Source organism: Acinetobacter sp. MF4642 (genome assembly GCF_002018925.1).
Lineage (GTDB): Bacteria > Pseudomonadota > Gammaproteobacteria > Pseudomonadales > Moraxellaceae > Acinetobacter > Acinetobacter johnsonii.
Window position 1 is genome coordinate 136,822 of record NZ_MVON01000003.1, and the last position, 14,344, is coordinate 151,165.

The following is a 14,344-nucleotide window of genomic DNA, read 5'->3' on the forward strand; positions in this document are numbered from 1 at the left end:
CTAGACGTCCTACAGATTTTTTAAGGATCTCTTGTTATAAATAAGTTGGACGCACATTATTTTTGGAGTAGACGCGATGTCGAATATGCAACTGGATACCCTTCGACGCATTGTACAAGAAATCAATGCGTCCACCAGTTTGCATGAATCACTCGACATTATGGTCAACCATGTGGCGGAAGCCATGCATGTTGACGTTTGCTCCATCTATTTACTCGACGAACGCAATCAACGTTATTTGTTGATGGCATCGAAAGGTTTGAACCCCGATTCGGTCGGCCATGTTTCACTGCATACCAGTGAAGGCTTGGTCGGTCTGGTGGGTCAGCGTGAAGAAATCGTCAACCTTGACAATGCACCGAAACATGAACGTTTTATGTACTTACCTGAAACAGGTGAGGAAATTTATAACTCGTTCCTCGGTGTACCCGTCATGTACCGCCGTAAAGTCATGGGCGTGCTCGTGGTGCAAAACAAAGAATCGCAAGACTTTAGTGAAGCTGCGGAATCCTTCCTCGTCACGCTCTGTGCTCAGCTTTCAGGGGTCATTGCGCATGCGCATGCGGTGGGCAATATCGATGTATTTCGTAAACCCAGCAATCTACCTGCCTACAAAACTTTCCAAGGTGTCCCAGGTTCAGGCGGAATTGCCTTAGGTCGTGCTGTCATTCTCTATCCCCCTGCGGATTTGGCGGCTGTCCCTGACCGTGAAGCCGATGACATCAGTGAAGAATTAGAACTGCTGGATCGTGCCCTCACCTCAGTGCGTGATGAAATCAAATCGCTTGATGACAAAATGCAAGATGCCCTCATGGCGGAGGAGCGCGCCTTGTTTAGCGTGTTCTTACGCATGTTGGATGAAAATGCACTACCCGCGGAAATTAAAGAACAAATTCGTGATGGTAACTGGGCACAAGGTGCGGTGCGTATCGTCATCGATAATCACATCGATCTGTTTGAACAGATGGAAGATGACTATCTCCGTGAACGTGCCGCGGACTTAAAAGATCTCGGACGACGGATTTTGGCTTATTTGCAAGAAGCCGACTCCAGCCACCGTGAACTTACCGATGAAAGTATTCTGATTGGTGAGGAAATCTCAACCGCAGCCTTGGTTGAACTGCCAGTCGATAAAATTGCAGCCATCGTAACCACCGAAGGCGCCATGAACTCGCATATGGTGATTGTGGCTCGCGCACTCGGTATTCCAACCGTGGTCGGCGTGACTGAACTGCCAATTAATACCCTTGATGATGTGGAAATGATCGTCGATGCGCACCAAGGGCGTGTGTTTATTAATCCACCTCGCCGTTTACGTAGTCGCTATAAAGAAATTCAAAAAGAAGAAGAACAAATAGCCAAAGATTTAAAACAGTATGAAACCAAAGACGCCATCACTCCTGATGGTGTGGCAGTCAAACTGTTCGTCAATACTGGCCTGATGATTGATGTAGTCCGTGGTGTACAACGCGGCGCCAAAGGCGTTGGTCTATATCGCTCTGAAATTCCGTTCATGCTGCGTGATCGCTTCCCGGGTGAAGAAGAACAGCGTGCGATTTATCGTCAACAGTTGAGCCACTTTGCCAACAAACCTGTGGTGATGCGTACCCTCGATATCGGTGCCGATAAAGACTTGCCTTATTTCTCAATTGAGGAAGAAAACTCAGCTCTCGGCTGGCGCGGTATTCGCTTTACGCTCGACCACCCTGAAATTTTTTCTTCGCAAATTCGTGCTATGCTCAAAGCCAGTATTGGTCTCAATAACCTACACATTCTACTGCCGATGGTAACCAGTGTCAGCGAAGTAGAAGAAGCGTTGTATTTACTGGAGCGTGACTGGGTCGCGGTACAAGAAGAAGAACAGGTCAAAATCACCAAACCGAAAATCGGGATCATGGTCGAAGTACCAAGTGTCTTATTGCAGATTGAAGAGTTTGCCGAGTTGGTTGACTTTTTCTCGGTAGGTTCAAACGACTTGACACAATACTTACTGGCCGTTGACCGTAATAATCCACGTGTCGCCAATGTCTACTCACATTTCCACCCTGCGGTTTTACGTGCGCTCACCCGCTTAGTCAAAGAGTGTCATAAGTACAACAAACCGGTCAGTATTTGTGGGGAAATGGCGGGCGATCCTTTGTCTGCGATCTTACTGATGGCGATGGGCTTCAATACCCTATCAATGAGCTCAAGTAACATTCTGCGTGTACGCAAAGCCATTTGTCATGTCCCAATGCCAGATGCGGTCGAATTGTTAGAGCGTGCCTTGAAAATGAGTAATCCACTCATTGTGAAAAGTCAGATGGAATATTATTTTAAAACACATGGTTTGGCCGACATGGTCAAATCCGCAACACGTATTGTGACAGCTTAAAGGTCTTTAAACCCAAGGAACGGACATTAAAAAAGGGAGATAATCATCTGAATATCTCCCTTTTTTGTGCTTGTCATAGCCTCGTTTTGCATTTTTCTTTCGGTCTACAAAGACTTGGCTTTGGTTGACCTCATGCATGTGTTTAGCCACGAAGTTGTGAATCACAACTTTTGGCTCAGCTTTCTTCTTTGCCATTTTTTTCACCTTGTTGATGTGATCATCTCGCTGATGATGCGGTAGAAATTTTACGCCTTTTTGAACGTATTACAAGCGATTTTGGCTGAACCTATATCCCTCACTCATGCGCTATTTTTCAATTCAATTACAGGTTATGGCAATGCTTTATTTTGCACTGCCTTTGATCCATATGCTTAAAATATCGCTTAGACATAAAACTGTTCTAACAATAAAATCATCGCCATCAACATCATCAATGCCCCTGACACTCGACTGACCACTCTAGCTGCCTGTGGACGTGTGCCCAAAACTTTTTGCGCACTAAATCCAACCAAAAAATAAACAGCCGCACAACTCATGAGGTGAATCCCCGCCAATAAAACAATTTGAGAGGTGGGCGACAAAGCCGCTTGCGGGTCGATAAAGGGTGGCAATAAAGCCAAAAATAACAGCAGGACTTTCGGGTTTAATCCACTCAAGTATACGCCTCGAATGTACCATGACTTTGAAGATGCAATGGCAACCTGACCACTGCTAATACTTGCAGGACGCATCGACAGACTCAGTCCCATCCACAGCAAATAAACAGCCCCAACACCCGTGAGTACTTGAAGCAATACGGGCTGACTGGTCACCAATGTGCCCACACCCGCAGCAACAATCAGTGCCGCCATCAAATGCCCTGTTAATAAACCGGTCACTGCAGGCAAGACTCTTTTGCCCTGTATCCCCGATGAAATGGCATAAGCCCAATCTATACCTGGTGTCATCACAAACAGGATCGAAACACCCCAAAATGCAATCAAAATATTCAATGACATCCCTTTCCTCTCTTATCCATCACCGTTTTGAGGTTTAATCCAATCAAAACATGATCTGTATCAAATAATTTTGAAAGGATATCCTTTAGGCTCTAAAATGTGCTTTCAAATATTTGTGCAATAACGCCTAAAAAGGGGAGATTCTTCCACATGGATAAAATTGATAAGAAGATTCTTGCTGAACTGCAAGCCGATGGTCGTTTGTCTGTTACGGAGTTGGCCCATAAAGTCGGGCTTAGTCTCTCCCCCTGTCACCGCAGAGTCAAAGCCTTAGAAGATGCTGGCATAATTAAAGGCTATCGCGCACAGTTGGATATCTCCCAACTCGGCTTGAATTTCTCCACCATTGTTTTTGTGACGCTCAAAAATGGCGATAAAGATTCGGTACAAAGTCTTGAAGACGCGATTCTTAAGGTTCCTCAAATTGTGAAAGCGCAGCGACTTTTTGGTGACCCCGACTATTTGCTGCATGTCGTGACCTATGACTTAGAAAGTTATCAAAAACTCTATGATGAGCACTTGTCAGCACTGCCAAATGTGCAACGTCTCATCTCTACCATGGTGATGAAAAATATTATTTCCAATCGTAGCGTCTTGTTCTAACAAGAATATGCTCTAGGGTCAGCTAAATACCTGTAATTGATCTGTCTTTTTCTGAATGGCCTCGCGATTTCAAGAAAATCTGTCCTGCTCGGTGCTAAAAAGTCCTTGTTAATGAATGATGTTCAACAAAATCGAGAAGCCTCGCTTCAATAAAAAGAAAGTGGCTAGAACATATTTTAAATTGAAGCGTGAATCATATTATTTCTCACCATTTTTTTGTTTGCTTCCCTTGATAAAAGCGCTAGATTAAATCTTAATCACAGACAAAATAAGAGCATCGCCATGCCACTCGGAAAAGACAAAGATGCAACCATTGTGGTCAAAGATACGCCAGACCAAGAAAAGTATGAGTTTCTAAAAGAAAAAATTCGTTATAAGCAGGCCTTGCGCGAAAACTCCAAAAAAATTGACCACCAAAAAGTCCGATTAAACATCCAAGCGGATGCACTGCCAAGCAAAACCTTTTTTATTATGAATGCCTTGGCTGCCGTTATTGCAGGCTATGGACTGCTGTCCAACTCTGCTGCGGTGGTGATTGGCGCGATGTTGGTTGCCATGATGCTGGGGCCGATTTCAGGCATTGCCTTGGCTTTAATTGATAACCGATGGCTGCTGTTTAAAACCGCGTTGTCGACCTTGTTACTTGGCGTTGCAATGATTTATAGCATTGGGATCATTTTAGGGCTGGTGAACTATGACCTACCTATGACCAATGAAATTTTATCGCGCACACAGCCAACCATTTTGGATTTGATGATTGCTTTAGCGGGTGGTGCAGCAGGTGCTTTTGCTTCGGTATCGCCTCGCCTGTCTGTGGCGGTGGTGGGCGTCGCCGTTGCGACGGCCTTAGTTCCACCCTTGGTGGCCAGCGGAATTTTATTTGCGCATATGGAATGGAAAAACTCAGCCAATGCGTTTTTACTGGCGGTGACCAATATCTTCGCCATTCAGATTAGCTCATCTTTAGTCCTTTGGATCGCAGGCTTTAGACGCGGTTCCAGCGAAGAAGTGCAAAGCACAGTCAAAGAATTCCTCAAACGTAATACTGTCAGCTTAATGTTCTTGGCACTTTTGGGTATTTATTTATCGTTTAACTTTTATTCTATGCTCAATGCGCGGCTGTACGAAAGCAATACCGAGGCGACCATTAGCACTGAGCTGAACCATGCCAATAATATTATTGATACCATCCAATACGATAAAAAAGAGGGTTTCACTTTAGTTCGTGTCTCTATCCGTGGAGATATTCCGCCTAGCCCAGCGCAAATTGCAGCACTCAATCAAAAGCTATTGCCAGACTTGAACGATAACCCAAGCATTGTTCAAGTCCGCTTTATTCCGATTGATATTATTCAGGCTGAAGACAGCCCCAACGTCAAACTCGAACAAGATGAGGCGCAAAAGCTTTCAGTACAATAACGTTCTTTAAGCTGAAAATGCTCTATGCAGTAGTCGTTCTACGTCGGGTTGTTTCATCTCAAGCATCCCGACAACCCGACCATGAAATGGACTATAACGGCTTTGAATAAAGCCATCCGCCACATAGTTGGGTGCATGCCGTTTCAGTAGGACTGCTTGTGCCAAAATCACCAAACGGCTGACCAAACTGCGCCCCATAAATTGTAGTTCTTCAGGTGCCTGCTGGAACAACTGAAATAGATTTTGCAGCTCTTGCTTTAAATGTTCATCTTGCATAGCCGTGGCAGCCAAATCTTGAAACAGGATTTCAATCGACTCTACATCACGGCTGATGGCTCGTAATACATCCAAACACATGACATTGCCCGAACCTTCCCAAATGGTATTGACTGGGGCTTCTTTGAAAATACGCGCCATCATGCCGTTGTCGACATAGCCATTGCCACCAAAGACTTCCATCATCTCCCCTGTGAGTTCCACAGTACGTTTACATATCCAGAACTTCGAAGCTGGGGTCATAATGCGTTTCCACGCCACAGACAGCGCATCATCTACCTCATAGCAATGGGCCAAATGGAAACTCAACTGCATCGCCGCTTCCGTTTCTAAGGCTAAATCTGCCAGTACCGCTTGCATCAAAGGTTGCTGCGTTAAATGTTTGCCAAAAGCTTTGCGCTGACGGGTATAGGCAATACATTGCACCAAGGCCTGTCTAAGCATGGCAGTACTGCCCACCGAACAGGTCAAACGGGTATAGTTCGCCATTTCAATGATGGTTGGAATACCGCGTCCCGCCTCCCCAATCATAATGCCCCACGCCTCTTTAAATTCGACTTCGGAGCTGGAGTTACTTCGGTTGCCGACTTTGTCTTTTAGCCGTTGGATATGGATCGGATTCTTGGTGCCATCCTCCAGCCAGCGCGGTACAAAGAAACAGGCCAAACCATCTTGTTCCGTCTTTGCCACCACCAAATGCGCATCACACATCGGTGCAGAGAAAAACCATTTATGCCCTGTGAGCAAATAGCCTTGACCGCGTCCCGACTCAGCGACTGGTACAGCAATGGTTTCATTGGCACGGACATCTGAACCACCTTGCTTTTCAGTCATGCCCATGCCTAGCCAAATCGATTTTTTCTGGCTAATCGGTACATCACGTTCATCGTATTCTGTCGAAAGTAACTTATCGCCGATTTTAGCCCACAGTTCAGGTTCGCGTTGAATCAGTGGAATACTGCCTAAGGTCATCGAATTTGGGCACAAATTCCCACACTCCACCTGCCCTGCCAAATAAAAACGCGCTGCCCATTCGACCCATTTTGAGGGTGAATTGGGCTGATTAAACGGATGTGCGTGGGTATCGAACTGACGATTTAATCCCATCCATTTATGCCATGCGGGATGAAACTCGATAGAGTCTTTACGGCGTCCACGGGCATCAAAGGCATGTAATATGGGCGTATGCCTATTGGCGAGCTCGGCATAATCATAATATTCCGCTGAACCAACGGTTTTGCCCATCTCTGTGAGTCTTGCCTGATCCTGACTGCCATAACGATTAAGAATTTCTTTTAAAACGGTATCGGTTTCAAACAAGTTGTAATTTTCCAGTTCATCAAACTGATTACTGATTTGATGGGTCATCCATGCGGTATTCATATCACTTTGCTCTTGTTATGCTGTGCTTTTCATTTCAGTATAGAGAAAAATTGAGTCTGCCATGTTCAGCTTTGTGCTATGAAGAATCCTGAGATCCAAGTCCGCCGTAGACCGCGCCAGTCGCGAGCCAAGCTCACCCAAGAAGCTTTGCAAGAAAGTTTTGTTCGGCTTTTGCATGAGCGTCATGCACATGAAATTACCATTCGAGAAATTACCGATGTGGCGGGAGTCGGTTTAGGCACTTTTTATGAGTACTTTTCGAAGAAGGAAGATTTGGTTGCGTTGACCATTCATCAGCATGTGAAAACTAATGCGGAGCAGCTAAAAAGTTATGCACAAAGCCTGATAGAGTTATCCACAAAATTAAGTTTTGAGGACTATTTACAGCAGATTATTCACTTTCAGCTTGAGCAAATTCAGGCTCGACAGTTTCTATGGGCACAGACTTTTCTACTGGAACGGCAGGTGTCGAATATTGAAAGCTATCGAAAGAGTTATGAAATGATGGTGCAAATGTGGCGCAGTATCCTTGAGCCTTATATTGAAAATGAAGTGCAACTCAAGCGAATCAGTTTAAATGTACAGCGGGTGTGTTATGGCTTTGTGTCGCAGACTTTATTGGTAGAGCCGGAGTTTGAGGAGTGGAAGGAACTTGAAAAGGATATTGTTCAAAGTTTAGGAAAACTTAAGTTTGAATAAAAATAGGCGTTCTATTCATTTTCGCGCTTACATTTAAGTTTTAAATAATTGATATATATAATAATATTAAAATTAGGATCGTGTAAGCCCTATAATCTAAAATGGAATCAATATTTCAGGGTATTCCTTGGAATTTTGTATCATTTAATTCTTATGGTTTAATAACAATATCGTTAAAAAATTATAAAAAATAAATGAAAGCATTAATCACAGTAGGTTGTAAAACAGATCATGGTGGAATCATTATTTTAGGTGACTCATCTTTTTTAGTCGAAGGTAAGGCAGTACATCTTGATGGTATGACTCATTTTTGCCCTAAATGGGCTTTGTTGCATAAATATGTAAGCATCTGATTTAAATAAATTTAATTTTGGATCAAAAAATAATCAAAATTTTTAAAATCATATAGTTATGAAATCTTTGTGCAACAAAGCCATCCCAATGTAACTACCATAGTCAGATGGCCACCATTCTTGGCTGCTGTTGATGAGTTCACGGAGATCTTGTTTCACCGCTTCTAAATCCAATGATTTGAATGCAGCTGCATAGTCAAAATCAGGATCCATCGGGTTGGTTTTTTTATCGTGTTGCGACAGGATGTCGAGATTGAGCGCATTCGGCCACCAATCAGAATTATTGGTGCTGGCTAAACTCGTTTGTCCACCATCTTTCTGGTGAAATGGACAGCCTGATGCTTGCATATTCTGTGTCATGTTGAGCTCCAAATTTGATCATCAAATTATGATTATCATGAACCGTTTAAAGTAATTATTACTGTTCTAACATAGCCTCTTTTGATGACAATCTAAAGCGAGTTTTACGAATAAAAATAATCGGATTCTTCCATGTAAATATTTAAGAAAAAAAAGAATTTTAATTTTTCAACAAGATAAGACCCGAGGAAAACACAGCAAAAAGAAAGCATTTTTATACGAGTTTGATGGACATTTTCAATTGAGTTTATCGATCAAAACTCAGACAAACCTTACCAGCAATGTGCGCGGCTCAGATTGAGCAAAAATTAAATAAAAAAGAGGCATACTTTCGCTTTTTAGATTTTATTTGAAAGATATTTTGGTGATGTCGTTATGCTCTTGGTGATGACTGTTTTGCCAGCCATCACCTGATCTTATACTTAAAGCGTTCATTACACGCTTAAACGTCGACCTTCTCTTAAGCAAACAAACGGATTCATCAGCTTCGAGCTATTTTTCATTGCCACTTTTAAGTCAATTTCAGGCTGTTCTCGGCTTTCATCAGTCAGCTGAAAAGTGCGATAGTGAATAGCCATCGAGCATTTGGCATGCAGGTCTTTATGTGCCTGAAAGGCATCTTGCGGATTCATATGCATATAGCGCATCAGCTCACGCGGTTCATACGCCCCGATAGGCAGTAACGCAATTCGCGGTGCGCCAAAACGCTGATGCAGCTCTTTAAAGTGCGGTGAATAGCCCGTATCGCCCGCAAAATAAGCATAGTCAGCGCCACAGTGAATATTAAACCCACCCCATAACGCACGGTTTTGATCACGCAGCCCACGGCCAGAACCATGCTGTGCTGGGGTATAGACCAGTTTTAAATCATGCAGACGCGCCGACTGCCACCAATCCATTTCCAATACTTGTAAGTGCTTGGGTAAATACCATCCATTGCCCAAACCTGTGTAAATGGGCATGGCGAAACGCTCATACAACCAGTTCAGACTGGCAATATCCATATGGTCATAGTGGTTGTGGCTCAAAAGCACTGCATGGATGGTCGGTAAATCTTCCAAGGCAATGCCAGCAGGCATAACACGGCGAGGTCCCCGCCCTTGCTTCGGACTGACATGTTCCGCCCACACAGGATCGGTCAATAAGTTATAGGGCCCAATTTGAAGTAATACCGTGGCATGACCCACAAACCACACCTGCCAATCCTTTAAATCGGCATGGGGCCGATCTTGCGGCAAGCTTTTTTTATCGGCATGAAAGTGCGCATACTCTTGCGCCAAATCTACATTCCATGTCGAAGATTTACGCTTAATCAACCATTTCAGCAAGTCGCCTCGGCTACGGCCCTCAGGTCGACGAACCGAATTGACAAAGCGAGTCCCGTTATAATGGTCGGAGTGTAGAAACTGAAATTCGGGCTGTCGCCATGTATGGGACATGGTATTTTCAGTCGGAATTTGATAATGGAGTTCAGTTGATTTTGGCTTCATTTAACGTCGTTATCTTTATTGCAATACACCAGTAACAGGACCAGTTTTGAAAACTGACCTCTACCTTAACCTATTCCAAGCGTCCTTGCATTCGCTCTAACCACACTTTTTTTGATTGCGGCTTCACAAAGAGTGCCACAATTTCAGGATGTTTTTGTTTAATTTTTGCTTCAATTCGATTGACACATGCTTCTATCTCATCGGTAGTCAGGTGATCTTCAAACTCCACACTCAACGAGGCCAAAACCTGTTTGGCGCCCATTTGCTCGGTCAGTAAGCCGTTGGCCGACAGCACGCCTTCATCCTCTTGGGCAATTTTTAAGATATTTTGCCGTACATGCAGGTCTGCGGTTTCACCAAGCAATAAACCTTTGGTTTCTCGTGCCAGTAGAAAAGCAGATACCGCCAGAACCAGCCCAATCAGAATGGACGCCACGCCATCCAGTGCAGGCATATTTAAACGATGCGCCAAATAAATACCCAGAAAGGCAATCAACAAACCAATTAACGCAGCGGAATCTTCAAACAGAACGGTAAACGTGGTTGGGTCTTTACTGCGTCGAAAAGCTTCGAAATAACCCTGCTGACCTTTCGCTTTACGAAACACTTTCAGAGCAACACACCATGAAATACCTTCACTTACAAATGCAAAGCCAAGCACAACATAATTGATGGTCGGATTTAAAATGGGTTCAGGGTGCAAAATGTGCATGATCCCATTGTACATAGACACCAATGCCCCTAAAGCAAAGACCATAAGGGACACAATGAAGGCCCAGAAATACAGCTCTCGTCCGTAGCCAAAAGGATGATTAAAATTGGCAGGTTTATTCGACTTCTTCAGTCCATATAACAATAAAATTTCGTTTAAGGTATCCACAACAGAGTGAATGGCTTCACTCAACATGGCCGAGCTATTGGTCAGATAAGCCGCAATAAACTTTACTAGCGCAATGGCTAAATTACCCAACAGCGCGGCATAGACCACCAGTTTATTTGAATCTGCCATATCGATTTTTAGCCCGTATGTTCAATTAAATTATATTTATGTTTTTATCATATCCAATTTCGGCAAAACGCAACTGTATTTTTATGTAGTTCACCTCACCCGATTTTCAGGTGATTGGAATGAACTATTTTTAGTATTTAATTAATACCTTTTAGCAATTATTAAACCTGTTATTTCATATACGAAAGTCTCAAAAATCAACCCAAGATCATTTATTTTCTAAATAATTGAATCATCTTCACGGCATTGTTGTTTATCGATTATACTTTACTGCAGTCATGGTAAGACATTTTTTGGATTAGTCAGTGGGTTATTTATATGGAACTTAGACACCTTCGCTATTTCATTACTGTTGCTGAAGAACTGAACTTTAGTAAAGCAGCACTGAAACTTTATACCGCTCAACCCTCATTAAGTCAGCAAATCAAAGACCTTGAAGAAGATGTCGGTGTGCAGTTATTGTATCGAACCAAGCGAAAAGTTGAACTCACGGAAGAAGGCGCTGTTTTCCTTGAACAAGCACGTCTCACCTTGGCTCAGGCAGACAAAGCGGTCGCTATGGCACGCCAAGTGTCACAGGCCAAACAGCAGATGCTCCGCATTGGTTTTGTCCCTGTGGCGGAAATGAAAATCTTTCCTTATGTACTGCCCAATTTACGAGTACAAAACCCAGAGTTAAAAATTGAGTTGTTCAGTATGAACAATACTGAGCAACTACGTTTGCTGAAAAAAGGGGAGTTGGACATTAGCTTTACGCGAAATAATGTCCATAGTGATGAAATCGAAAGCCAGTTTGTACTGCGTGAACCACTCATTTTCCTGTTGCCGAAAGATCATCCTTTGGCCAAATATGAGCGAATCCCTGTTGAAGCATTAAATGGCATTGATTTTATTATTCCCGCAGCCGAGCAGTCACAGACTTTACACCAGACCATTTTAGAATTTGCCAAAGCCCACAATATTGAATTTAACATTGTGCAAAAAGCTGACAACATCCTATTCAATATCAACGCGATTGGCTTGGGGCTCGGCTGTACAATTTTACCTGGTTATGTTGCGCCACTTAGCATGAACAACACGGTAATTCGTCCACTTGAGGTTGAGCTGCCGTATTTGGATCTGTATGTGAACTACCGTAAAAATAACAGCTCACTGGCTGTGACTAAATTTATAGAATTACTGACTCGGGTATTTTATTTGGATATTAACCGCGCATAAATCTGCAGTGGGTTCTAATTATTCATCTCATTCGGCGCGTCACTATTTTCTGAATAAATAGCTACGCGCCTTTCTCATCAACCAATCCTCTGCATGAAAAGCGTATTTTTACCCTTTTGTTTTAAGCGATGTCGATGCCTTCTCGCTTTTTCCTTTTGTATTCTTTTTAAGCTAGGATAGGCTAATAAAAACTAACTTTTGTCAGGTTCCCTACAGCTGAAGTCCGAACACAGACTGATACTGAAGACGTAGGTACTGATACTTAAGTAGGCACTGCAATTTTAGCAGCACGAAAAAAATAAAACGAAGAAGGAGAAAATTATGCCGATGCCCACTTTGCAGCGTTTAAAAACAGCAATGAAATTTCGCCCCTTCTTTTTCATTAGTTTTTTGCTGACTGCTGTTTTTTATACGCTGCTGAATACATTTACCGACTGGTCTTGGTCGACCAATTTATTGATCAGTTGGAATATTGCCGTTTCAACTTATTTACTCAAAACCATGACCACCCTGTGGTCTGTTGACCATCGGCACATTCTGCAACATGCACAACAGCAAGATGCCAGTAAATGGATCATTCTACTGTTGGTCATCCTGACTTTGCTCATGTGCTTAATTGCGATTGTATTAGAATTGACTCATCTTCCGAATGACCCAACCATCAAATATGGGCACTTGGCGCTGTCCTTACTCACCATTATTAGCGCATGGTTCTTTATGCATACCGTATTTGCCATTCATTATGCACATGACTATTATCTCGCCCTCGCAGACCAACAAGATGCAGGCTTAGACTTTCCCAAAACGGCTCAACCGACCTATCCCGACTTTTTATATTTTAGTTATGTGATTGGCACTTCTGCGCAAACCGCGGATGTTTCTATTACTTCGCGTTCGATGCGTATTCTCAATATTCTGCACATTATTTTAGCTTATGGTTTTAACACCTCTATTCTCGCCATTAGCATCAATGTCGCGGCGGGTTTTATCACGCTTTAAACATCTTATTTCTCATTTCTTGGTCATCTTCACAAATGACAACCATCCAATATAAAGGCAATAATTAAAGCTCTTTAGGCGACAACATCACAAAAAAAAGCCCCAATCAGAGCTTTTTCAAATCACAAATTCAACAATTAAATCAACCGTTCATTCGCCTTAAAACATACTAAAGACAAAAGCTTTGAAGATGATCGCCCCAAAACAGGCAAGCTCACTCTGACCATCTTCCACAGACTATATATTTAGACGACTCAAGTTAAATCACTTGTTTAAGGTCAACATATTGCAATAAATGCTGCTGCAAGCTCGGCACATCATCCGCGATGGCCAAAGGTTGATATTGTCTGAGCGTTTCAGGTGTATGCACCCCATAGCTCACCCCGATTCTCGGCATGGCAATAGTACGCGCCATCTCTAGATCATAACTGGTATCACCGACCATAATCGCGCGTTCAGCAGACACGCCCGTTTCAGCTAAAATCTCTTCCAACATCAAAGGATGCGGTTTGGACTTGGTTTCACTTGCAGCACGTGTTGTCACAAATAGTGCTTGGCTCTGTGTTTGCGCCAATACTCGATCTAAGCCTTTACGACTTTTACCTGTCGCCACTGCCAACTGTAAACCCGCTTCACGTAAGCCATTCAACATATCGGCTACGCCGTCGAACCAGACATCACCTTTCGAGTTCGCCACATAATGCTCGGCATAGCATTGCAGAATCTCTGTATGTAGCTCAGGCACTTGAGGAAATAATCGCTGCGCGACTTCTGGCAAACCTAAACCAATAATACTTTTTGCAGCATCAGCAGTTAAAGGCTGTGCAAATTGCTGCGCGGCAAACAATAAACTCGCCACAATCTGCCCCACTGAATCAAATAAAGTTCCATCCCAATCGAAGATAATCAGTTCTACAGGTTTGTTCATGCTGGGGTTCCAATATTTACTTTTATAAAGTCAATTTACACGATGCATTTGCTACATGATGGCGAAAAGGATGTCGCCGTTGAGCTGACTTGCACTTCGCTTTAAAGCAGTGCTTAAAGCGCGTTCAGGACTTCCATCAGCTCAACAAAAGATTTTTGTTACTTTTCATCTTTGAAAAGCAAAGATGACCAATACAGCATCCTTTTAAATTAATCACAACCAACAAAAGTCATGG

At 43.1% G+C, this 14,344-nt stretch carries 12 protein-coding genes and 2 pseudogenes; 7 read left to right on the plus strand and 7 right to left on the minus strand.

Annotation, left to right across the window (positions count from 1 at the left end; all coding sequences use genetic code 11):
* Nucleotides 1–76: 76 nt before the first annotated feature.
* Nucleotides 77–2,374 (plus strand): phosphoenolpyruvate--protein phosphotransferase, encoded by a 2,298-nt coding sequence (ptsP, locus tag MF4642_RS02875; protein ID WP_078389544.1) that lies wholly within the window; start codon nucleotides 77–79, stop codon nucleotides 2,372–2,374.
* 6 nt (nucleotides 2,375–2,380) lie between these two features.
* Here ptsP and MF4642_RS02880 read toward each other — a convergent pair whose 3' ends face one another.
* Nucleotides 2,381–2,569, minus strand: a complete 189-nt coding sequence (locus tag MF4642_RS02880) for a hypothetical protein (protein WP_010325835.1) — start codon at nucleotides 2,567–2,569, stop codon at nucleotides 2,381–2,383.
* 188 nt (nucleotides 2,570–2,757) lie between these two features.
* Nucleotides 2,758–3,372 (minus strand): LysE family translocator, encoded by a 615-nt coding sequence (locus MF4642_RS02885; protein ID WP_078425246.1) that lies wholly within the window; start codon nucleotides 3,370–3,372, stop codon nucleotides 2,758–2,760.
* 150 nt (nucleotides 3,373–3,522) lie between these two features.
* Between MF4642_RS02885 and MF4642_RS02890 the strand changes: the two genes are divergently transcribed.
* The gene (locus MF4642_RS02890) at nucleotides 3,523–3,975 is read left to right on the plus strand and encodes an Lrp/AsnC family transcriptional regulator (protein WP_004692552.1); all 453 of its coding nucleotides are present in this window, start codon (nucleotides 3,523–3,525) and stop codon (nucleotides 3,973–3,975) included.
* Nucleotides 3,976–4,257: 282 nt separating this feature from the next.
* The gene (locus MF4642_RS02895; protein WP_078425247.1) at nucleotides 4,258–5,394 is read left to right on the plus strand and encodes a DUF389 domain-containing protein; all 1,137 of its coding nucleotides are present in this window, start codon (nucleotides 4,258–4,260) and stop codon (nucleotides 5,392–5,394) included.
* A 6-nt stretch (nucleotides 5,395–5,400) separates the two neighbouring features.
* Here MF4642_RS02895 and MF4642_RS02900 read toward each other — a convergent pair whose 3' ends face one another.
* Complete coding sequence (locus tag MF4642_RS02900; protein WP_078425248.1) at nucleotides 5,401–7,053, minus strand: acyl-CoA dehydrogenase family protein; 1,653 nt, start codon at nucleotides 7,051–7,053, stop codon at nucleotides 5,401–5,403.
* 78 nt (nucleotides 7,054–7,131) lie between these two features.
* Here MF4642_RS02900 and MF4642_RS02905 point away from each other — a divergent pair, with 78 nt between their 5' ends.
* Both MF4642_RS02905 and MF4642_RS16630 read left to right on the plus strand, forming a co-directional pair.
* A complete protein-coding gene (locus tag MF4642_RS02905; protein ID WP_078425249.1) occupies nucleotides 7,132–7,752 on the plus strand; it encodes a TetR/AcrR family transcriptional regulator in 621 nt (206 codons plus the stop codon).
* A gap of 194 nt (nucleotides 7,753–7,946) precedes the next feature.
* Nucleotides 7,947–8,072 (plus strand): annotated as a pseudogene (locus MF4642_RS16630) (PAAR domain-containing protein); the annotation flags it as partial.
* Between the two features lie 114 nt (nucleotides 8,073–8,186).
* Here MF4642_RS16630 and MF4642_RS02910 read toward each other — a convergent pair.
* From MF4642_RS02910 to MF4642_RS02920, 3 genes and pseudogenes are all read right to left on the minus strand, one after another.
* Nucleotides 8,187–8,465 (minus strand): annotated as a pseudogene (locus tag MF4642_RS02910) (catalase-peroxidase); the annotation flags it as partial.
* A 434-nt stretch (nucleotides 8,466–8,899) separates the two neighbouring features.
* Nucleotides 8,900–9,955: an MBL fold metallo-hydrolase gene (locus tag MF4642_RS02915; protein ID WP_078425250.1), complete on the minus strand. Its 1,056-nt coding sequence runs from the start codon at nucleotides 9,953–9,955 to the stop codon at nucleotides 8,900–8,902.
* Between the two features lie 70 nt (nucleotides 9,956–10,025).
* Nucleotides 10,026–10,964 carry a cation diffusion facilitator family transporter gene (locus MF4642_RS02920; RefSeq protein WP_078425251.1) on the minus strand — a complete coding sequence of 313 codons (939 nt, stop codon included), beginning with the start codon at nucleotides 10,962–10,964 and terminating at the stop codon, nucleotides 10,026–10,028.
* A 318-nt stretch (nucleotides 10,965–11,282) separates the two neighbouring features.
* Between MF4642_RS02920 and hcaR the strand changes: the two genes are divergently transcribed.
* Together hcaR and MF4642_RS02930 are read left to right on the plus strand one after the other, a co-directional pair.
* A complete protein-coding gene (gene hcaR, locus MF4642_RS02925; RefSeq protein WP_078425252.1) occupies nucleotides 11,283–12,182 on the plus strand; it encodes a DNA-binding transcriptional regulator HcaR in 900 nt (299 codons plus the stop codon).
* A 321-nt stretch (nucleotides 12,183–12,503) separates the two neighbouring features.
* Nucleotides 12,504–13,181, plus strand: coding sequence for a DUF1345 domain-containing protein (locus MF4642_RS02930; RefSeq protein WP_078425253.1), 678 nt, complete (start codon nucleotides 12,504–12,506; stop codon nucleotides 13,179–13,181).
* 259 nt (nucleotides 13,182–13,440) lie between these two features.
* On the opposite strand, the gene MF4642_RS02935 is transcribed toward MF4642_RS02930, so the two are convergent.
* Nucleotides 13,441–14,109, minus strand: coding sequence for an HAD-IA family hydrolase (locus MF4642_RS02935; protein ID WP_078425254.1), 669 nt, complete (start codon nucleotides 14,107–14,109; stop codon nucleotides 13,441–13,443).
* Between the last annotated feature and the right edge of the window lie 235 nt (nucleotides 14,110–14,344).